The organism is Kitasatospora nipponensis, from assembly GCF_039528135.1.
GTDB lineage: Bacteria > Actinomycetota > Actinomycetes > Streptomycetales > Streptomycetaceae > Kitasatospora > Kitasatospora nipponensis.
Genome location: NZ_BAAALF010000157.1, coordinates 1 through 19,712, shown reverse-complemented (window position 1 = coordinate 19,712; position 19,712 = coordinate 1). Strand labels below are relative to the sequence as shown.

18 protein-coding genes and 1 pseudogene are annotated in these 19,712 nt (G+C 76.4%); 11 read left to right on the top strand and 8 right to left on the bottom strand.

Features of this window, described 5'->3' with window-relative positions:
* Nucleotides 1–675: NAD(P)-dependent oxidoreductase (locus ABD323_RS30820; protein ID WP_344445323.1), on the top strand; the 675-nt coding region annotated here is incomplete at its 5' end.
* Nucleotides 676–735: 60 nt separating this feature from the next.
* Here ABD323_RS30820 and ABD323_RS30815 read toward each other — a convergent pair.
* From ABD323_RS30815 to ABD323_RS30795, 5 genes are all read right to left on the bottom strand, one after another.
* The gene (locus ABD323_RS30815; RefSeq protein WP_344445322.1) at nt 736–1,662 is read right to left on the bottom strand and encodes an STM4011 family radical SAM protein; all 927 of its coding nucleotides are present in this window, start codon (nt 1,660–1,662) and stop codon (nt 736–738) included.
* 7 nt (nt 1,663–1,669) lie between these two features.
* On the bottom strand, nt 1,670–3,001 hold the full coding sequence (locus ABD323_RS30810) for an STM4012 family radical SAM protein (protein ID WP_344445321.1): 1,332 nt from the start codon (nt 2,999–3,001) through the stop codon (nt 1,670–1,672).
* A complete protein-coding gene (locus ABD323_RS30805; RefSeq protein ID WP_344445326.1) occupies nt 2,998–3,831 on the bottom strand; it encodes an STM4013/SEN3800 family hydrolase in 834 nt (277 codons plus the stop codon). Before ABD323_RS30805 ends, ABD323_RS30810 begins: the two co-directional genes overlap by 4 nt.
* A 95-nt stretch (nt 3,832–3,926) precedes the next feature.
* Nucleotides 3,927–5,081 (bottom strand): STM4014 family protein, encoded by a 1,155-nt coding sequence (locus tag ABD323_RS30800; protein WP_344445320.1) that lies wholly within the window; start codon nt 5,079–5,081, stop codon nt 3,927–3,929.
* Nucleotides 5,082–5,088: 7 nt separating this feature from the next.
* Complete coding sequence (locus ABD323_RS30795; RefSeq protein WP_344445319.1) at nt 5,089–6,060, bottom strand: STM4015 family protein; 972 nt, start codon at nt 6,058–6,060, stop codon at nt 5,089–5,091.
* Between the two features lie 230 nt (nt 6,061–6,290).
* On the opposite strand from ABD323_RS30795, the gene ABD323_RS30790 reads away from it, so the two are divergent.
* Both ABD323_RS30790 and ABD323_RS30785 read left to right on the top strand, forming a co-directional pair.
* On the top strand, nt 6,291–6,617 hold the full coding sequence (locus ABD323_RS30790) for a hypothetical protein (RefSeq protein ID WP_344445318.1): 327 nt from the start codon (nt 6,291–6,293) through the stop codon (nt 6,615–6,617).
* Between the two features lie 72 nt (nt 6,618–6,689).
* Nucleotides 6,690–7,967: a DUF6745 domain-containing protein gene (locus ABD323_RS30785; RefSeq protein WP_344445317.1), complete on the top strand. Its 1,278-nt coding sequence runs from the start codon at nt 6,690–6,692 to the stop codon at nt 7,965–7,967.
* An 83-nt stretch (nt 7,968–8,050) separates the two neighbouring features.
* Here ABD323_RS30785 and ABD323_RS30780 read toward each other — a convergent pair whose 3' ends face one another.
* Complete coding sequence (locus tag ABD323_RS30780) at nt 8,051–8,926, bottom strand: diacylglycerol/lipid kinase family protein (protein WP_344445316.1); 876 nt, start codon at nt 8,924–8,926, stop codon at nt 8,051–8,053.
* A 1-nt stretch (nt 8,927) separates the two neighbouring features.
* On the bottom strand, nt 8,928–10,565 hold the full coding sequence (locus ABD323_RS30775; protein ID WP_344445315.1) for an FAD-binding oxidoreductase: 1,638 nt from the start codon (nt 10,563–10,565) through the stop codon (nt 8,928–8,930).
* Nucleotides 10,566–10,627: 62 nt separating this feature from the next.
* On the opposite strand from ABD323_RS30775, the gene ABD323_RS30770 reads away from it, so the two are divergent.
* The 4 genes from ABD323_RS30770 (at nt 10,628) to ABD323_RS30755 (ending at nt 13,971) form a co-directional block, all read left to right on the top strand.
* Nucleotides 10,628–11,332, top strand: coding sequence for a TetR/AcrR family transcriptional regulator (locus tag ABD323_RS30770; RefSeq protein ID WP_344445314.1), 705 nt, complete (start codon nt 10,628–10,630; stop codon nt 11,330–11,332).
* Nucleotides 11,329–12,942, top strand: coding sequence for a glycerol-3-phosphate dehydrogenase/oxidase (locus ABD323_RS30765; protein ID WP_344445313.1), 1,614 nt, complete (start codon nt 11,329–11,331; stop codon nt 12,940–12,942). The genes ABD323_RS30770 and ABD323_RS30765 overlap by 4 nt, the downstream gene beginning before the upstream one ends.
* A 51-nt stretch (nt 12,943–12,993) precedes the next feature.
* On the top strand, nt 12,994–13,347 hold the full coding sequence (locus tag ABD323_RS30760) for a DUF6204 family protein (RefSeq protein WP_344445312.1): 354 nt from the start codon (nt 12,994–12,996) through the stop codon (nt 13,345–13,347).
* A gap of 168 nt (nt 13,348–13,515) precedes the next feature.
* Nucleotides 13,516–13,971 carry a hypothetical protein gene (locus ABD323_RS30755; RefSeq protein ID WP_344445311.1) on the top strand — a complete coding sequence of 152 codons (456 nt, stop codon included), beginning with the start codon at nt 13,516–13,518 and terminating at the stop codon, nt 13,969–13,971.
* A 2-nt stretch (nt 13,972–13,973) separates the two neighbouring features.
* On the opposite strand, the gene ABD323_RS30750 is transcribed toward ABD323_RS30755, so the two are convergent.
* Nucleotides 13,974–15,512 (bottom strand): SDR family oxidoreductase, encoded by a 1,539-nt coding sequence (locus ABD323_RS30750; protein ID WP_344445310.1) that lies wholly within the window; start codon nt 15,510–15,512, stop codon nt 13,974–13,976.
* A 299-nt stretch (nt 15,513–15,811) separates the two neighbouring features.
* Between ABD323_RS30750 and ABD323_RS30745 the strand changes: the two genes are divergently transcribed.
* From ABD323_RS30745 to ABD323_RS30730, 4 genes and pseudogenes are all read left to right on the top strand, one after another.
* A complete protein-coding gene (locus ABD323_RS30745) occupies nt 15,812–17,173 on the top strand; it encodes an NAD(P)/FAD-dependent oxidoreductase (RefSeq protein WP_425556210.1) in 1,362 nt (453 codons plus the stop codon).
* Complete coding sequence (locus ABD323_RS30740; RefSeq protein WP_344445309.1) at nt 17,170–18,024, top strand: DUF1365 domain-containing protein; 855 nt, start codon at nt 17,170–17,172, stop codon at nt 18,022–18,024. The genes ABD323_RS30745 and ABD323_RS30740 overlap by 4 nt, the downstream gene beginning before the upstream one ends.
* The gene (locus ABD323_RS30735) at nt 18,021–19,367 is read left to right on the top strand and encodes a class I SAM-dependent methyltransferase (protein ID WP_425556209.1); all 1,347 of its coding nucleotides are present in this window, start codon (nt 18,021–18,023) and stop codon (nt 19,365–19,367) included. The genes ABD323_RS30740 and ABD323_RS30735 overlap by 4 nt, the downstream gene beginning before the upstream one ends.
* A pseudogene (locus ABD323_RS30730) lies at nt 19,364–19,712 on the top strand (SAM-dependent methyltransferase); the annotation flags it as partial. The gene ABD323_RS30735 and the pseudogene ABD323_RS30730, both read left to right, overlap by 4 nt.

The following is a 19,712-nucleotide window of genomic DNA, read 5'->3' as shown; positions in this document are numbered from 1 at the left end:
TCCTCGCCCGCCGAGGCGGTGCCCGCGGCCGAGGTGGTGGACACCGTGCTGGCCGACCCCGCCGCGCTGCGGGCGGTGGTCGGCGAACTCGCCCCCGCGCTGCGCCCCGGCACCACCCTGGTCGAGGCCTCCACCATCGGCCCCGACGCGCTCGCCGAGCTGACCGGCCTGCTGCCCGCGGGGGTCGCGCTGGTCGACGCCCCGGTGATGGGCAGCGTCGACCGCGCCGCGAGCGGCCAACTGCTGCTGCTGGCCGGCGGCGACGGTGACCGGGTGGCGGCCGTGCGACCGGTCCTGGAGACCCTGGGCCGGGTGCTGGCCTGCGGGCCCGTCGGCAGCGGCGCGGCGCTCAAGCTGGTGCTGATCAACGCCGTGATCGGCGGGGTCGCGCTGGTGGCCGAGGCGATGGCGCTGGCCGACTCGCTCGGCCTGCCCGAGCAACTCGTCACCACCGCGCTGGCCAACAGCCCGCTGGCCGGCGCGGCCGACCGGGCCTTCGCGCAGGGCGCCCACTTCCCGATCCGGCTGGCGGCCAAGGACGTCGCGCTGGCCACCGCCGCGGCCGACCTCCCGCTGGCCCGCGCCGTGCACCGACTCCTCACCGCCCATCCCCAGGCCGCCGACGACGACCTGAGCCACCTGGTCCCCCACCTGCGCGCCGCCCACAGTCGGTGACGCCCGCCCCGCCGCGCCTGCCCCGCCGCGCCCTGCGGGCCACGGGCCCGCCGCGCCCGGTCAGCGCGGCCAGCGCGCGGGGATCCGCTCCGGCACGCCGCCCGCGAAGACGTCGTACAGCGGCAGCGACTCCAGGTGGACGTAGCCGATGTGGCAGTCGCACACCGGTCGCGGGCAGGGGGTGGGGCCCAGGCCGGCCCGGTAGGAGCCGTCGTAGAGGTTGCCGAGGACCTCGGGCACGAAGTGGCAGCGGCGGACCGTGCCGTCGCCGTCCACCGAGAGCACCGAGTCGCCGGTGCGGCAGGGCCGGCCGGCGCTCGGATGGGGGTGGCGGCTGTAGCCGAAGAGCGGGTCGAGGGCCGTCCAGTCGGCGGCCTCGGCGTCCCGGTACTCGAGCCCCTCGGCCGCGTTGATCCACAGGTAGACCTCCGGTGGCAGGGCCGCGCGCAGCCGCCGGGCCGCCGCCAGGTGCTCGGGCTGACCGACCACGCCGACGCTGTAGCGCACGCCCAGCGCGTCGAGTTCGCGGCACCTGGCGAGGAAGCGCCGCTCGGTGACCTCGCCGGGGTGGTAGGTCGTCCACAGCGCCAGGGTGTCGAGGTCGGCCCCGGCCAGCCAGTCGGTGCGGCAGCTGAGGTTGGTCTGGATCGCGACCCGGCGCACCTGCGGCAGCCGGCTCAGGCGCACCAGCGCCTGCCGGTACCAGGAGCGCACCAGTCCCTCGCCCCACGGGGTGAAGAGCACCGAGAGGGTGTCGCCCCGTTCGCCCGCGGCGGCCACCCAGTCGGTGAAGCGGGCCAGCGCGGCGCGGTCGGCCCGTAGCTGCTCGGGCGGGTCGCGCCGCTTGGCGAACGGGCAGTACGGGCAGTCGTAGTCGCAGGAGGCCAGCGGGCCGCGGTAGAGCAGGGTGAGCTCGCGCGGTTCGTCCACCGGCACCCCCGGGCGCGGCAGGCCCAGGTGCACCGGGGTGCTGTGACGGTCCGTCATCGTCCGCTCACCGCGCCCGGTAGGCGGCCATCGCGGCCCGCACCTCGGCGGAGAAGAGCGCCGGGCCGATCGCGTCGCTGTGGGCCAGGCCCTCGGCGTCCAGCCGCAGCCGCTCGGGCGTGGCGAGCAGCCGGCCGGCCAGCTGCGGGCCGGCCAGCTCGGCGGCGAAGTCCGCGGCGGCGTCGGTGCCGAAGCGCCGGCGGTACGCGGCCCGGTCCAGGCCCTCGGCCTGCAGCAGCGACTGGACCAGGTGCCGGCGCCGGGCCTCCGCCACCGGCATCGGGCGCCCGTACAGGGCGCGCGAGAAGTCGGTGGTGGCCACGTAGTCGTCGATGATCCGGCGCACCTCGCCCGCCTCGACCGCGTAGTCGAAGGAGTAGTGCAGGTCCGAGGTGTACGAGCGGGCGCCGCAGCCCAGGCCGACCATGCCGTCGACCTGGCAGCTGTACTCCTGGCCGCCGGCGTCGGGCGAGTCGGCCCGGCGGAACATCCGCATCGAGACCTGGCGGTAGCCCGCGGCCAGCAGGTGGTCACGGCCGGCCCGGTAGAGGGCCAGTCGCTGGGCGTCCCAGCCGGCGGGCGAGGCGTCGGCGCCGCGCCGGGCCAGCCCGGTGAGCGGGCGCACGTAGAGCGGGTAGAGGTAGAGCTCCTCCGGCCGCCAGGCCAGCGCCGCGTCCAGCGAGCGCAGCCAACTCGCCTCGCTCTGGCCGTCGATGCCGTAGATCAGGTCGATGTTGAGGACCGGGAAGCCCGCCGCCCGGATCCGCCCGAGCGCGGCCTCCACGGCGGCGCGCTTCTGCGGGCGGACGGCCGACTTCGCCTCCTCGTCCAGGAAGGACTGCACGCCCAGGCTCAGCCGGGTGGTGCCGCGTTCGGCCAGCACCGCCAGCCGGTCGGCGGTCGCGGTGTCCGGGGAGGCCTCGACCGAGAGCGGCACCGCGCGCAGGTCGACGCCCATCCGCTGCTCGGCGATGTCGCACAGCCGGGTCAGCTCGGCGGCGGTCAGATAGGTCGGGGTACCGCCGCCGAAGGCGGCCAGTGCGAAGCGGGCGTCGTCGGCCAAGGCCTCGCGGACCGCCCCGGCCTGGCGCTCCAGCGCGTCCAGGTAGGCGGTGGTCAGGCCCTGCGGGCTGCCGATCCGGGTGAAGAGGTTGCAGAAGCCGCAGCGCACCTCGCAGAACGGGACGTGCAGGTAGAGCGAGAGCGCGTGCTGCGGCTCGCCCGCCCAGACCTCGCGCAGCGCGGGGCTCGGCCGCAGCTCCCGGTAGGCGGTCTTGTGGGGGTAGGCGTAGACGTACGACTGGTACGGCGAGGTACTGGGCGGCGTAGCGGTGGTCACGAGGCGGCGGCCTTCCTGCCGGCGGGGGCGGCGGGCAGGGTGAAGTGGGCGTACGGCACCGTCCAGACACTCTCGTGGCCGATCCGGTGGCCGGTGTAGCCGTCCTCGCCGTACGCGGTGCCGTGGTCGGAGCAGACGATCGCGAAGCACGGCCGGCGTCGGCTCATCGCGGCGAAGAGCCGGCCGATGTGCCGGTCGACGTACTCCAGCGCGGCCGCGTGACTGGCCCGGCTGTCGCCGTCCGCGCGGGTGGCCCCGGGCAGGTGGAACCAGTTGGGCTGGTGCAGGGACGCGACGTTGACGAAGAGGAAGAGCGGCCGGTCCGGGTCCTGGTCGGCGGTCAGCCGCTCCGCGCAGGCCACCTGGGACTCGAAGGAGGTCGGCGAGGGAACGCCGAACTCCGGCTCCCAGTAGCTCTCCTGGAAGAGTCCGGGCAGCACCGAGCCGAGCGGGCCCCGCTTGGTGAAGAAGCCCACGCCGCCCAGGCAGACGGTCCGGTACCCGGCGGCGCCCAGCGCGGAGGGCAGGTCGGGGGTGTCGAAGACCCAGGTGCGCGGCTCGGTGCTCTCCGAGCCGGCGAACCGGGCGGCGAAGAGCCGTGGGTGCGGGCCGTGCGGGCTCGCCGGCGTGGGCAGGAAGCCGGCCAGGATCGCCTGGTGGGCGGCGTAGGTGAAGCTGCCGGGGGTGTGCCGCCGCTCCCAGCGGCCGCCCGGCAGTACCGATGCCAGGTTCGGGATGCGGCCGGCCGCGGCCAACTCCTCGGCGACGTCGTGGCGCAGGGTGTCCAGGGTGACCAGCAGCAGGTCGTGGCTGCCGATGACGGCGTTCATGTCCGGGATCGGCGCGGTGTCCGGTTGATGCGGCGCGGTGTTCGGGTGGTCCGGCGCGGTGCTCGGGTGGTGCGGAGTGGTGCTCGGGTGGTGCGTCACGGTGCTCGTCTTTCCGGCGGGTCGGTGAGGGGGGTGAGGCGTCGGTGGCGCTCCAACAGCGCGGTGAGCTGGGCCCGGTGGGTGTCCTGCCCGGGCGCGGGACCGTCGGCCAGCCCGGCCAGCCCCGGCAGCAGGTCGCCGAAGGCGTTCACCTCGCCGACCAGGAAGCGCTGCCAGCCGGCGGTCGGCAGCACGTCCACGCCGACCATCGGCGCGTTCGGGAAGCAGGCGGCGGCCCGCTCGCACAGCTCGGTCAGGTCCGCCCGGCGCGCCCCCGCCGCCGCCATCGCCCGCGCCAGGTCACCGCGGGCGCCGCCCAGGTGCAGGTTGGTCATCGGCCCGCTGCTGGTGCGCACCACCGCGTGGGTGACCCGACCGGCGACCACCACCACCCGCAGGTCGGCGGCCCGGCCGTCCTGCCCGGCCTTGGGGATCCAGCGCTCGACGTGCAGGTGGTCGGGCGCCAGTCGGTCGACGATCGCGGCGATCTCGCCCTCGTCCCGATAACGGCTCACCCGTAGCGAGTTGAACAGCGCCCCGTCCACCAGCCGGACCGAGCTGGTGGCCTGCACCCGCCCGCGCGGGCTGAACTCCAGGGCGAGCACGCCGCTGGCCGAGGAGGCGTGGGCCGGCTTGACGAAGACCCGGCGCAGTCCGGCCGCGGCCAGCCGCTCCTTGAGCGCCGCCCAGCCGGCCGGCGGCGCCCGCACGCCCTCCAGCGCCGCCGGGACGGCGACCGCCGCGTCCCGCAGCAGCCGGTGGGTGCGGCGCTTGTCGAACATGGCGGCGATCTCCGCCGGGTCGCCGAGCAGCGCCGCGCCCGGGGTGCGCGCCACGGCGTCCGCCAGTTCGGCCAGCGCCGCCAGCAGGCCCCGGTACCAGGCGGCGGTGCCCTCCACCCGGGCCGGCGCGTAGCCCGCGCCCAGCGTCGGGCCGCGCAGCAGCCGGTCCACCGCCTCGTCCTCGCCCGGCGAGTCGATCCGCACCAGGGTGCCGGGGGTGAGACGGAAGCTGCCGCGCAGCAGGTCCAGCCAGGGCAGGACGGTCGGTTCGGGCAGACCGGCGGCCCGCGCGGCGGCGCCGAACAGGGTCACCCGGCGGTGGCCGGGGTGGCCGACCACGGTCAGGTGCGGGGGCTGGGCGGACGTCATCCGGTGGCTACTCCGCGTTGGCGACGTACTGCCAGTCGCTGGTCGGATCCACCCGGCCGCTCAGGTCCAGCACGACGCCGGAGGGCTCCAGCCGCTCGCGCAGCCGCTGCTGGAGCTCCTCGCCGACGAAGTGGTGGTGCAGGTCGAGCGCCTTGAGGTGGGTGAGCGGCTGCCCCTCGAGCAGTGCGCCGGCGCCCACGTCGGTCAGGATGCCCATCGCCAGGCTCAGGCTCTCCAGTCGGGCCACCACCGGGGCGCCCGCCACCGCGGCGGCGATCTCGTCCTGGATCTGGCTGTTCTCCAGGCCCAGGTGGCGCAGCGCGGGCAGCCGGCTGCCGTCCAGGAACGGCGCCAGGTCGGCGACGGAGGCGTCGCCGCCGTACTGCGGCACGCCCAGCCACAGCTCCAGGCTTTCCAGCGCGGGGAAGTCACAGGAGGCGATCGCCCGGACCACCTCGCCCGGCAGCCCGCCGGCCTCGAAGCGCAGCGCGCGCAGCCGCTCGTGGCGCAGCGGGGTGAGGGCCAGTTTCTCGTCCTCGCCGGAGTCCCCGTCGGCGCCGCGCACCACCAGCTCCGCCAGCTGCGGGAACGCGCCGAACACCGGGGTGATGTCGGTCATCTGCAGCCAGGAGAGCTCGCACTGCTCGTACGTCACGTCGCCGATGAACAGCGCGCGCAACTCGGGCAGCCGCGCCGCGCCGGCGACGACCGCGGCGAGTGCCTCGGTGAGCGGCTCGAAGTCGTCGGCGAACCACGGTCCGATCACCACGGCACGGACCCGGCCGGTGTCCACCTGGTCGAGGAAGGACTGCCACAGGTCGGTGAAACCGCGCTTCGACTCGTAGTGCAGGCCCACCCGCCAGGCGACGGCGTCGGGCGCGGGCAGCGCCGCGGGGTCGGCCGCGGCGGCCTCGTCCTCGGGGAACAGGTCGAAGACCGGGAGCCCGTGGAACTCCGTGATGTGTTCAGAGATCGTCATGGCGCTTCTCCTCGCGGTGGTCGGACGGGAACAGGTGTACCAGCGGTGGCTGACAGGTGTGTCGGCCGGGGTCCGGACACCACGGCCGCCGGGGCTGCCGATCCGCATTGCCGATCCGCATTGCCGGCACGCGCTGTCGGTCCGCGCTGTCGGTCTCGTGTCCTACCGTCCGGGGTGTCGCCAGGACGCCCGGGGAGTGCGTCCCGGTTCCGCAATCGAGGAGGAAACCCTTGTACCGCCAGGGAGATGTGCTGATCGCGCCGGTCCCCGAGAGCACCGGGCCGGTCGGGACGACCGGGCTGACCCGCCAGCCGCGCGACGTCCGCGGCCGGCTGGTGCTGGCGCTCGGCGAGGTGACCGGCCACGCGCACGCGGTGCTCGGAGCGGGTGAACTGCTGCGTGAGCCAGGGCCGTTCGGCGCGGCCTGGCTGCACCTGCCTGAGGGTGGCCGGGTGGTGCACGAGGAGCATGCCGCGATCGCCCTGCCCAAGGGTTGGTACCGGGTGGTGCGCCAGCGGGAGTACGCGCCGGGTGCGGTGCGGATCGTCTCCGACTGAGCCGGCGCTGTCTGCTTCAACACGTCTGACGGATCATCAGCTAACCATCGGCTCACCATGAAGGAATGTGACGTGACGGCACTCCAGCAGACCGGCCCGGCCACCGCGGTCGAGGCCGCGCAGTACTGGCGACGGGTCTCGGTCGCCACCGGGCCCGCCGACCGCCCGGCAGCGGAGCGTGGTGTGCGCGCCGCCTACCGGGCGGCCGGGCTCGCCGAACCGGCGGCACTGGTCTGGTTCGACTCGCCGTTGCAGGCGGCACTGGCCGCCCTGCTGCTCACCGGTGAGGCCGGGCGCTTGAGCGGCTGCCCGGCCGCCGAGCGGACCGGGCCGCTGCTGGTGCAGGTGGCCGACCGGCTGGCCGCGCACGGTGTGGCCGCGCGGCCGGGCGACGGTGCCGACGGCGCCGTCGAGGCCGGGGTGAGCGTGCGGGAGGCGGTGCGGACCGGGCCGTGGGAGCGGGCCCGGGCGCAGGTCCACGCGCGGCTCGGCGGGCTCGGCTGGGCCGAGCTCTGGTCGCTGACGGGCGGCGAGCTGTGGCGGCCGACCCAGGCGCTGGCCGGCCGGATTCGCGACGCGGTCGCCGAAGCGCTGCACGGCGCGGGGGAGTTGCGCGAGTCGGAGGTGCGGCTGAGCAAGTCCGACGCCGCCGGCGCCGAGCTGCTGCGCGGGCGGACCACGGCCGCGGTGGCCGCGGTGCGACTGGCCCTGCTCGACGCGGTGCTCGGCCAGCAGGACGCCGCCTGGCTGGCCGCGTTCGACGCCGCGGGTGCGCTCGCCGATCCGTCGGGCCGTTCCGAGGAGGGCGTCGCGCTCGGCGCGCTGGCGGAGGTGGCGCGGGCGGCCGGCTGGTGGTGGCCCTTCGAGCGGGTGGTGCTGCTCTGCGAGCGCCCGGGCGAGCTGCACCGCGACGAGGCCGGCCGGCTGGATCGCGCGGACGGCCCGGCGCTCGGCTACCCCGACGGCTTTGCCCTGCACGCCTGGCGCGGCATGCCGGTGCCGGCCGGCTTCCTGGCGGGCCTCGAGGGCCTCACCCCCGAGCGGATCCGCGCGCAGGAGAATGCCGAGCTGCGCCGGGTGATGCTGGAGCACTACGGCTACGACCGCTACCTCGCCGACTCCGGCGCCGAGCCCCTGCACCGCGACGAGACCGGGGCGCTGTGGCGGATCCTGCTGCCGGGCGACGAGCCGGTGGTGATGGTCGAGGTGGTCAACTCCACGGCCGAGCCGGACGGCACCTTCCGCACCTACTGGCTGCGGGTGCCGCCCACCACCCGCACCGCCCGGGCCGGCGTCGCCTGGACCTTCGGCCTCACCGCGGAGACCTACCACCCGCAGCGGGAGACCTGAGGGCCTGCGTGTGCCCGACCCCGGTGGTGGATCCGGCTGTCGTTGTGACGGCCGGATCCGCCACCCGGGGGCAGGCCCCTGGGTCAGGCCGGGGCGATGATCGTCAGGGCGGCGGGGAGCAGGGTGACCGTGGCCGGCAGGTGGGCGATCTCGTCGCCGTCCGCGCAGACCGGGACGGGCCGGTCGGCGTCGACGGTGACGGTGAGCCCGGTGCGCAGGCTGACCTCGGGTCGGTGGACGTGGGTGCCCTGCTTGGCCTCGCTCATGAACTTGACGATCATGCTGCGCGGTCCGTCGCCGACCACCATGACGTCCAGCAGCCCGTCGTCCAGGACCGCGGGCGGCACGATGCGCAGGCCGTGCCCGTAGGCACCGGAGTTGGCGATCACCACCGTGTGCGCCCGCATCCGCTGCTCGGCCGTGTCGTCCACGCGCACCGTGTAGCCGGCCGGGCGCCAGCTGAGGATCGCGCGCACCGGCGCGAGCCGGTAGAGCAGCAGGGCCGGGACCCAGCGGCTGGCGTTGATGATCCGGGTGGCCAGCGAGTCGATGCCGATGTAGACGTTGCCCGGCGCGATCACGCCGTTGACGTCCAGCACGTCGATCTGCCGGGTCGGGCCCTCCAGCAGCAGCCGGGCGAGCCCGGCCGGGTCCGTCGGCAGACCCAGCGCACGCGCCAGGTCGTTGCCGCGGCCGGCCGGCACGATCCCCAGCGTGCCGCCGCCGCGCACGGCGCCGTCGGCCGCGTCGCGCACCATGCCGTCACCGCCGACCGCGACCACCACCTCGCCGCGCCGGGCGGCCTCGGTGGCGCACTGCACCGCGTGCTCGCGGCTGCGGGTCCGCTCGGCACGGACGGTGGCGCCGGCCGCGCGCAGCAGTTCGGCCACCGGCTCCCAGTGGGCGAAGGCCTTGCCGCCGCCCGAGACCGGGTTGACCACCGCGGTGAAGGCGCGCACCTCAGTGGCCACTGTCGGTCGAGGCGGACGGGGAACGCGCGATCAGCACACCGGGGTTGAGGATCCCGGCCGGGTCCAGCGCCTGCTTGACCGCCTGCAGCGCCTCGACCGCCAGCGGCCCGACCTCCTCGGCGTAGCTCTCACGGTGGTCGGTGCCCACCCCGTGGTGGTGGCTGATCGCCGCGCCGCAGGCGCGGATCGCCGCGTTGGCCGCGGACTTGGCGGCCTGCCACTGGGCGAGCGGGTCCTCCAACTGGGCGCAGGCGACGGTGAAGTAGAGCGAGGCGCCGGTCTCGTAGAGGTGCGAGATGTGGCAGAGCACCAGCGGCGGGGTGCCCTGGGCGGTGAGCGTGCTGCTGAGCGCCTCGGTGACGGCGGCGCGCAGCCGGTGCAGGTTCGACCAGAAGGTCACCGTCTCCAGGGTCTCGATCAGCACCCCGGCGTCCAGCAGCGGGTCGCGCAGGTACGGCGCGCGGTAGCGGCCGGTGCGCCAGGCCTCGCCGCCCTCGGTGCCCAGGAGCTCGCCGCCGGCCGCGGTCAGCACCGCGCTCGCGCCGGCCCGCCGGGCGGCCACCTGCTCGGCGGTGCCCTCGTAGCCGGTGACGGCCAGGCAGCCGCCGGGGCCGGCACCGAACATCGCCTTCGGGTCGGCCAGGTTGACGCTGGTCTCGGCCTCGTCGGAGAGCCGCAGCACGGTGGGGACCGGACCGTCCTGGACCAGCCGGCGCAGCGCGTCGGCGCCCGCCTCGAAGGAGTCGAACCGCCAGGACTCGTAGACGCGTTCGGCCGGCGCGGGGCGCAGGCGCACGGTCACCGAGGTGATCACGCCCAGGGTGCCCTCGGAGCCGAGGACGAGCTGGCGCAGGTCGGGGCCGGCCGCCGACTTGGGGGCGCTGCCGAGCGTCACGGTGCCGCGCGGGGTGGCCAGCACCAGGCCGACCACCATGTCGTCGAAGCGGCCGTAGCCGGCCGAGGACTGGCCCGCCGACCGGGCCGCCGCGTAGCCGCCGATGCTGGCGCCCTCGTAGGACTGCGGGAAGTGGCCCAGCGTGAAGCCCTGTTCGCGCAGCAACTGCTCGGCGCGCGGCCCGCGCAGGCCGGCCTGCAGGGTGGCGGTGCGGGAGACCTCGTCGACCGCGAGCACGGCGTCCAGCCGCGCGAGGTCCAGCGCGATCACGCCGGCGAAGCCGGCCCGCTGCGGGGCGAGGCCGCCGACCACCGAGGTGCCGCCGGAGTAGGGGACGACCGCGATGTTCAGCCGGGCGCAGAGCGCCAGCAGGGCGACCACCTCCTCGTGCGAACCGGGCAGCACCACGGCGTCGGGCGCGTCGTCCGCGTCGCCCGCGCGCAGGCGCAGCAGGTCGGGGGTGGACCAGCCGCGGGTGTGCCGCAGCCGGGCGTCGTGCTCGGAGCTGACGTGCTCGGCGCCGACCACGGCGGCCAGCTCGCCCAGCGCCGAGGCGTCCAGGGCGACCGCGGGAAGCCGCACGTCGGCGGGGGCGACCGGGGCCTGCGCGGGCGCCTTGACCCCGAAGGCGGCCAGCGTCTCGCGGGCGGCGGCCGGGAGTTCGGCCGGGTGGGCGGGGTCGCCCCAGCGGTACGGATGGAAGTCCGTGACGGGCAGGTCTGACTCGGTCATCGGGGGTCCTCGGGGTGGTTCGTCCTGCGGGTGGCTGCGCCTTGGCTGATACACTTCTACATGTGGTGTCGCAGCGAATCAACAGGGCCTCCGAAGAGTCCGCGAAAGAAGCGCCCGAGTTCCGGGCGGCCAACGCCATTCCCGAGGAGCGGATCCTGGACGCGGCGCAGCGGCTGCTGCTGACCATCGGCCCGCAGCGGATGACCATGGCCGACCTCGCCCGGCAGGCCGGCGTCTCGCGCGCCACGCTCTACCGGCGGTGGGGCTCGGTGCGCGAGGTGCTCGGGGCGCTGACCACCCGCGCCTGGGTCGCGCTGGCCGTGCAGGCCTTCCCGGACGGCGCCCCGGGCACGGTGGCGGGCGCCGGACCGGCCTCGCCGCACGGCCGGGAGCGGCTGGTCGACGGCGTGGTCCGCCTCGCCCGGGGCATCCGCACCCACCCGCTGCTGCGCACCATCATCGAGCTCGACCCGGACTTCCTGACGCCGTACCTGCTCAAGCGCCGCGGCACCAACACCAACCACCAGCTGGACCTGCTGGAGGCCGGCCTGCGGGCGGGCATCGCCGACGGCTCGGTGCGCGCGGCGGATCCCGTGCTGCTGGCCCGCTCGGTGCTGCTCACCGCCTGGTCCTTCACGCTCACCGGGCCGGTCTTCGCCGACGAGCCGGAGGGCACCGGCCCGGAGCTGGAGCGGCTCGACGGAGAGCTGCGCCTGCTGCTGGACCGCTACCTGGCACCCCTGACGGAAGGCCGGCCCACGCCATGACCACCCCCGCTCCCACCCCCGCCGCGCCGCTGCCGCTCACCGGCTCCTCGCTCAACGGCGCCCGCCGGGCCCGTGACCTGGCGGAGCTGCGCCGGCTCGCGGACCGGCGGACGGACGACCGGCATGACCAGGACGTCGACCCGGTCGACGTCCTGGTCATCGGCGGTGGGGTCACCGGCGCCGGCGTCGCGCTGGACGCCGCCTCCCGCGGGCTGTCCGTCGTCCTGGTCGAGAAGCACGACCTCGGCTTCGGCACCAGCCGGTGGAGCTCCAAGCTGGTCCACGGCGGCCTGCGCTACCTCGCCTCCGGCAGCGTGGGCATCGCGCACGAGAGCGCCGTCGAGCGCGGCATCCTGCTGGAGCGCACGGCGCCGCACCTGGTGCGGGCGCTGCCGCAGGTCGTCCCGCTGCTGCCCGGCACCAGCCGCTCGGCCACCGCCCTGGTGCGCGCCGGCTTCCTGGCCGGTGACCTGCTGCGGCTGGCCGCCCGCACGCCCTCCGCCACGCTGCCCCGCTCGCGCCGGCTGAGCCGCGCCGAGGTGCTGCGCTACGCACCCACCGTGGCGGGCGCCGGCCTGCGCGGCGGGCTGGTCTTCTGGGACGGTCAACTCACCGACGACGCCCGCCTGGTGACCGCACTGGCGCGCACCGCCGCGGCGCACGGCGCGCGGGTGCTGACCCGCTGCTCGGCCGGCGCCGCCACCGGTACCGGCGCGCTGTTGCGCGACGAGCTGACCGGCGACAGCTTCCCGGTGCGGGCCACCATGGTGGTCAACGCGACCGGCGTCTGGGCCGGCGAGCTCGCCCCGGGCATCACCCTGCGGCCCAGCCGCGGCACCCACCTGGTCTTCGCACAGGAGGCCTTCGGCGGCCTGACCGCCGGGCTGACGGTGCCGGTGCCGGGGGAGACCAACCGCTTCGTCTTCGCCCTGCCGGCCCCCGACGGCCGGGTCTACGTCGGCCTCACCGACGAGGACGCACCCGGACCGGTCCCCGACGTCCCGCAGGCCTCCGAGGCCGAGATCGACTTCCTGCTGCGGACCGTCAGCTCCGCGCTGCGCACCCCGCTCACCCGGGCCGACCTGCTGGGCACCTTCGCCGGGCTGCGCCCGCTGCTGGACACCGGCACCGGCCGCACCGCCGACGTCTCGCGCAAGCACGCGGTGCTCACCGCCCCCGACGGCCTGGTCACCGTGGTCGGCGGCAAGCTCACCACCTACCGGCGGATGGCCCAGGACGCGCTGGACGCCGCGCTGGCCGCGGCCGGCCGCACTGCCGGTCCCTGCCGCACCCGTGACCTGCCGCTGGTCGGCGCCGCCGACCGGGACACCCTCGCCCGGGTGCCGGCCCCGCTGCGGCTGGTGCACCGCTACGGCACCGAGGCCCTCGCCGTGCTCGCCGAGGCCGCGGGGGACCCCGCGCTGCTGCGGCCGATCGCGCCGGGCACCGAGACGACGGCGGCCGAACTGCGCTTCGCCGTCCGCCACGAGGGCGCCCTGGACGCCGCCGACCTGCTCGACCGCCGCACCCGGATCGGCCTGGCCCCCGCCGTCCGCGAAGCCGCGCTGCCGGCCGCCCGCGCCGCGCTGGAGCAGGCGGACCAGGGCTGAGCACCGATTAATCCGGTGGGAGGAGCGGGAGCGCGCGGCTAGGGTCCGGGTATGACCGATCGCATCTTCCGGGTGACCGTGCGCGGCGCCTTCGACGGGCTCACCGAGGAGCAGCGCGCCACCCTGCTGGCCGAGGCCGGGCAGCACGACGTGCTGCACGCCGCCTTCACCGCGGAGGGGCACCTGAGCTACGACCTCGCCGCCCGTCCGTTCTTCACCTTCCGCTTCCTGGAGTCGGGGCAGGCCGAGGAGGACATCGTGGCCGCCACCGCCCGGGCCCAGGCCGCCGCGGAGGCGTGGCTGGCCGAGCACGGCTACGGCCACAAGAACCTCAGGGCCCAGGCGGAGGACCTCTCGCAGGCCGCCCTCGCCAAGCGCCAGCGCCGCGCCCTCGCGGCCGGCTGACCGGTCGGACCGCCGCCAGGGGGCGCGCGGGCGATCCGGCGCCGCGACTGGGCCGGACGGGTGGTCTGCATCGGCCGAACGGGTGAGCGGGGCGAACCGGCGCGGGCGACGAGCCGAAGAGAGCGGGTGGAGCTGATCCGCCGCGTCGCCCTCCCCTGGAGCCCCGCCATGCCGAACCCCCGCCGTGCCACCGCGCCCAGGACCGCGTCGCCGGTCCCGCTGCTGGTCGCGTTCCTGCTCCCGCTGCTGGCCGCGTGCGGCATCGGCGCCGGGTCGGCCGACTCCGCCTCGGGAGCGCTGGAGGTCCCGGCCGCGAGCCCGTCGCCGAGCTGCCTGGTCCACCAGAGCCGGCAGCCCGGGGCCGAGTACACCGCCGGCGCGGGCGCGCGGACCGGCGCGGTGCTGGAGATGATGCGCTACTACACCGCAGGCGGCCGCAAGCCGTTCTGCGACGGGCAGCCGGCGACGGCCGCCGACCGGCGGTGGACCGACCTCTACCGCGCGCTCGGTGGCGACCCGGCCAACCTCGACCCGGCGGCCCCGGCGGCCCCCATCCCGGCGGCCCCCAGCCCGCAGACCCCCGCTCCGCAGATCCCCACCCCGCAGGCCCCCGCCACCTCGTAGCCCTACCGCCCCGGCCCGTCCCCCCGCGCCCGCGCGCTCCGCGCGATGCTGCGGACCATGCCGCCGAAGACCAGCGCGTGGAAGGGCGCCACCGACCACCAGTAGGCGTGGCCGGCCAGTCCGTGCGGGTGGAACAGCGCGCGCTGCCGGTAGCGGGCGCCGCCCACGCCGTCCGGGTCGACCCGCAGCTCCAGCCAGGCGAGCCCGGGCAGCCGCATCTCGGCGCGCAGCCGCAGCAGGCGGCCGGGCACCAGCTCCTCCACCCGCCAGAAGTCCAGCGCGTCGCCGACCCGCAGCCGGTCCGGGTCGCGCCGCCCGCGCCGCAGGCCCACGCCGCCCACCAGGCGGTCCAGCGCGCCGCGCAGCGCCCAGGCCAGCGGGAGGGAGTACCAGCCGTGCTGGCCGCCGATGCCCTCCACCACCCGCCACAGCGCCGCCGGCGAGGCCGCCACGGCGCGTTCGCGGACGTCCTGGTAGAGGCTGCCGCCGGCCCACTGTGGATCAGTGGGCAGCGGGTCGCTGGGCGCGCCCGGCAGCGAGGCGGAGGACCAGCGGGTGGTCACCTCGGCGTCCTTGATCCGCTTGAGGGCCAGCCGCACCGCCTGCTCGAAGCCGATCAGGCCCTCGGGCGGGTCGGGGACGTAGCGGGCGATGTCGTGCTCGGTGCAGACCACCTCGTGGCGCAGCGACTCCACCAGCGGCCGGGCCAGCGCGCCGGGCACCGGGGTGACCAGGCCCACCCAGTGGCTGGAGAGCCGCGGGGTGAGCACCGGCAGGGCGATGATCACCCGGCGGCGCAGCCCGGCCACCGCGGCGTAGCGCTGCATCATCTGGCGGTAGGTCAGCACGTCGGGGCCGCCGAGGTCGAAGACCCGGCTCAGGCCAGGTGGCAGGCCGGCGGCGGCGACCAGGTAGCGCAGCACGTCGCGCACCGCGATCGGCTGGATCCGGGTGTCGAGCCAGCTGGGGGTCACCATCACCGGCAGCCGCTCGGTCAGGTGCCGCAGCATCTCGAAGGAGGCCGAGCCGGAGCCGATGATCACCGCCGCGCGCAGTTCGACGGCCGGGACGGCACCGGCCCGCAGGGTCCGGCCGACCTCGGCGCGCGAGCGCAGGTGGGCGGAGAGCTGCTCGGGCGGCACGCCGGCCGGGCCCAGCCCGCCGAGGTAGACGATCCGCCGCACGCCCGCCGCGGCGGCCGCGGCGCCGAACTGCTCGGCGGCCCGGCGGTCGCGCTCCTCGAAGTCCGGGCCGGTGCCGAGCGAGTGGACCAGGTAGTAGGCGGTCTCGATGCCGTCGAAGGCACCGGCCAGCGTCCCGGGCCGGGTGACGTCGCCGGTGGCCGCCTCGACGCGGCCCCGCCAGGGGTGGTCGCGCAGCCGCCCGGGGTCGCGCACCAGGCAGCGCACCGGATGGTCGGCCGCCAGCAGTTCGGGCACCAGCCGGCCGCCCAGGTAGCCGGTCGCCCCGGTCACCAGGCAACTGCCGCGCGGCGCGGCGGGCGCCGGGTCGGCCCGCTCTGCCGGTCGTCCGATCGCCACCGCAGCTCCTCCGCTCGTCCACCGTCCGCCGTCCACCCTGCGCCGTCCACCGTGCGCCGGCGGGTGTCGGCACGATGATCCCGCGGGCGCCCGGTACCCGCTGTTCGGAGCCGGGCGCGGCGCGGATGGGTCGCACGGGTCGCACGGGTGGCGCGGTGCGGCCGATCGGACCAATCCGCGTCCCGGCCGGCACCGAAGACCGGTCAGGAGGCAGGCCGGGACCCCCGGCACCTGCCGCAGCCGCCACGGGCCCGGCCGCGTCCGGCGGACCCGTCTCACCCGCAGGGGCACCCGTGAGCATCCCCGACACCGCATCCCCGACGACCGCCGGCGCGCGGGCCCGGCCGGGCGCCGGGCGGCCGCGGCGGGTCGCGGTGGTCGGCAGCGGGGTGGCCGGGCTGACCGCCGCCTACGCGCTGCACCGCGCGGGTGTGCGGGTCGAGCTCTTCGAGGCCGACGAGCGGCTCGGCGGCCACGCCCACACCCAGTACGCCACCGGTGCCGACGGCCGGACGGTCCCGCTGGACACCGGCTTCCTGGTGCACAACGAGCGGACCTACCCGCACCTGGTCCGGCTCTTCGCCGAGCTGGGCGTGCGGACCCGGGCCAGCGAGATGAGCATGTCGGTGCGCTGCGAGGGCTGCGGGCTGGAGTACGCGGGGGCCCGTGGCCCCGGCGGGCTCTTCGCCCAGCCGGCCGCCCTGCGCAGTCCGCGCTACCTGCGGATGCTCGCCGAGGTGACCCGCTTCCACCGCAGGGCCCGGCGGCTGCTCGCCACGCCCGCCCCCGAAACCGCCCTCACGCCCGACGCCGAAGCCGCCGAGCCCACGCTGGCCGAGTTCCTCGCCGCCGGCCGCTTCTCCGCCTACTTCACCCGGCACTTCGCCACCCCGCTGGTCGCCGCCGTCTGGTCCTGCCCGCCCGACCTGGCGGGGGAGTACCCGGCGCGCTACCTCTTCGCCTTCCTCGCCAACCACGGCCTGCTCGGCGTCACCGGCTCGCCCACCTGGCGCACCGTGGTCGGCGGCTCGCAGAGCTACGTGGCGAGGATCGCCGAGCGGATCGACACCGTGCACCGCGGCGCGCCCGTGCGCGAGGTGCGCCGGCACGCCGACGGCGTGGAGATCCGCACCGAGACCGGGCTCCGGACGCGGGCCGACGCGGTGGTCGTCGCCACCCACCCCGACCAGGCACTGCGCCTGCTGGCCGACGCCGACCCGGCCGAACGCGCGGTGCTGGGCGCGTTCCGCTACTCGCACAACCCCACCGTGCTGCACCGCGACGCCTCGGTGCTGCCCCGCGCGCCGCGGGCCCGGGCCTCCTGGAACTACCTGATGCCCAGCTGTGCCGGCGGCGCCGAGGGGGTGCAGGTCAGCTACCACCTCAACCGGCTGCTCGGGCTGGCGACCGAGGAGCAGTACCTGGTGACCCTCAACGAGGACCCGGCGCATCCGCTGCCGCCCGGGCAGGTGCTCTCGCGGACCGTCTACCAGCACCCCCTGTACACCCGTCAGAGCCTGGCCGCCCAGCGCCGGCTGCCCGAACTCACCACCGGGCGGACGGCGTTCGCGGGCGCCTACCACGGCTGGGGGTTCCACGAGGACGGCTGCCGGTCGGGTCTGGCCGCCGCCGAGGCGCTGCTGAGGGTGGGCACGCCATGACCGTCGTGCTGCCCGGCCGCTGGGGCGCCGCGCTCTACGAGGTCCGGATCGACCACGTGCGGCACGCACCGCTTCGGCACGCCTTCCGGCACCGCGGCTACCTCTGGCTGGTCGACCTCGACCGGCTGCCCCGGCTGCCGGCGCCGCTGCGCCCGCTGGCCCGCTTCCGGGCCGCCGACCACCCCGCAGAGTTTCCCGCCGACCACCCCGCCGGCCTCCACGCCCACCACCCCACCGGCCACCCCGGCGGCCACCCCCGCGACCCGGGCCGCGGCCTGCGCCGCGATCTGGAGTGCTACCTCGCCGGGCAGGGCGTGCGGCTCGACGGCGGGCAGGTCCTGATGCTCACCCAGGCCCGCTCGCTGGGCCACGTCTTCAACCCGCTGACCGTCTACTGGTGCCACGACCGCGCCGGCCGGCCGCTCTGCACGGTGGCCGAGGTGCACAACACCTACGGCGAGCAACACCGCTACCTGCTGCGCCCCGACGCCGGGGGACGGGCCGAGAGCGCCAAGCGCTTCTACGTCTCGCCGTTCTTCCCGGTGGACGGCGACTACACGATGGTGCTGCCCGAGCCGGGCGAGCGGCTGGGACTGGCGATCTCGCTGCGGCGGGACGGCGGGCGGGTGTTCAGCGCCACCGTGCACGGCCGGCGCCGCCCGGCCGGGCCGGTGGCACTGCTGCGCGCGGTGGCCCGACACCCGTTCGCGACCTTCGCGGTGAGCCTGCACATCCGCTACCAGGGCATCCGGCTGCTGCTGCGCGGACTGCCGGTCCAGCCCCGCCCGCCGGCCGGAGCTTCCTGCCCGGTCGAACCGTCCCCGTCCCAGGAAGAGGTGCCCACCCCGTGATCCGGACCGCCACCGGCCGCCCGGCCGCCGTCCCGGTGCCCACCGGCCACCAGCCCGCCGAACCGCTCCGCGCGCCGCAGCTCGACATCGACCCGCTGCGCTGGCCCGACATCGCCCGGGTGCCCGACTCCCCGCTGCGCGCGGCGATCGCCGGGCGGCTGCTGCGCACGGTCGCCCGCCGGCGCGGCCTGCGCGTCGAACTCCCGGACGGGCGGCTGCTGGTGCCCGCCCCGGCCGGCGCGCCGGTACTGCGGCTGCACCGGCCGCACACCTTCCTGCACCGGGTCGGCGCGGGCGCGCTGATCGGCTTCGGCGAGTCCTACCAGGCCGGCGACTGGGACTCGCCCGACCTGGTCGCCCTGCTCACCGCGCTCGCCGACGCGCCGCAGAGCCTGGTGCCCGGCGGCACCCGCTGGCTGCGCCGGTTCTCCGTCCAGCGCCCGCCGCACACCGAGTCGGGCAGCACCGGCAACACCGGGCGCAACGTGCGGCGCCACTACGACCTGTCGAACGAGCTCTTCGCGCTCTTCCTCGACCCCACCATGACCTACTCCGCGGCGCTCTTCCCGACCAGCGGCCCCGACGGCCGGCCGCCCGCCGACTGGGAGAGCCTGCCCACCGCCCAGCACCGCAAGATCGACCGGCTGCTCGACCTGGCCGGCGTCGGCCCGGGCCACCGGGTGCTGGAGATCGGCACCGGCTGGGGCGAGTTGGCGCTGCGCGCGGCGCAGCGCGGCGCGCGGGTGGTCAGCCTCACCCTCTCGCACGAGCAACTCGCGCTGGCCCGGCGCCGGATCGCCCAGGCGGGGCTGTCCGAGCGGGCCGAGGTGCGGCTGTGCGACTACCGGGCGGCCGAGGGCGAGTACGACGCGGTGGTCAGCGTGGAGATGATCGAGGCGGTCGGCCGGACCTACTGGCCCACCTACCTGCGCACGCTGGACCGGGTGCTGGCCCCCGGCGGCCGGGTCGCGCTGCAGACGATCACCATGCCGCACGAGGGGATGCTGGCCAGCAGCCGGACCTACACCTGGATCCTCAAGTACATCTTCCCCGGCGGCCAGATCCCCTCGGTGCGGGCGATCGGCCAGACCGCGGCCGCGCACACCGGGCTGCGCCTGACCAGCTGCCAGGAGTACGGCCCGCACTACGCCGAGACGCTGCGGCTGTGGCGCGAGCGGTTCACCGCCCGCGCCGAGGACGTCTCGGCGCTCGGCTTCGACCAGGTCTTCCGGCGGATGTGGGAGCTCTACCTCGCCTACTCCGAGGCGGGGTTCCGCACCGGCTACCTGAACGTCCAGCAGATGCTGCTGACCCGCGACGCAGCCCCCGGAGGCGCCCGATGACCCGTGCCGCGGCCCTGCTCGCCCCGCTGCTGACCGACCTGCTCGGCGGCCCGCTGCCGCTGCGCCTGCGGGCCTGGGACGGTTCCACCGCGGGGCCGGCCGACGCCCCCACCGTGGTGCTGCGCACCCCGCGCGCGCTGCGCCGGCTGCTCTGGCAGCCGGGCGAACTCGGCCTGGCCGACGCCTACATCACCGGCGAGCTCGACGTGGAGGGCGACCTGGCCACCGGCCTGCGGGCGGTGCGCGGGGCCCTGGACGCCCCGGGACGGACCGCCGGTCCGGCCGGGCTGCGCCCCGCCCACTGGCCGCGGGCGGTGGGCACCGCGGCCCGCCTCGGCGCGCTCG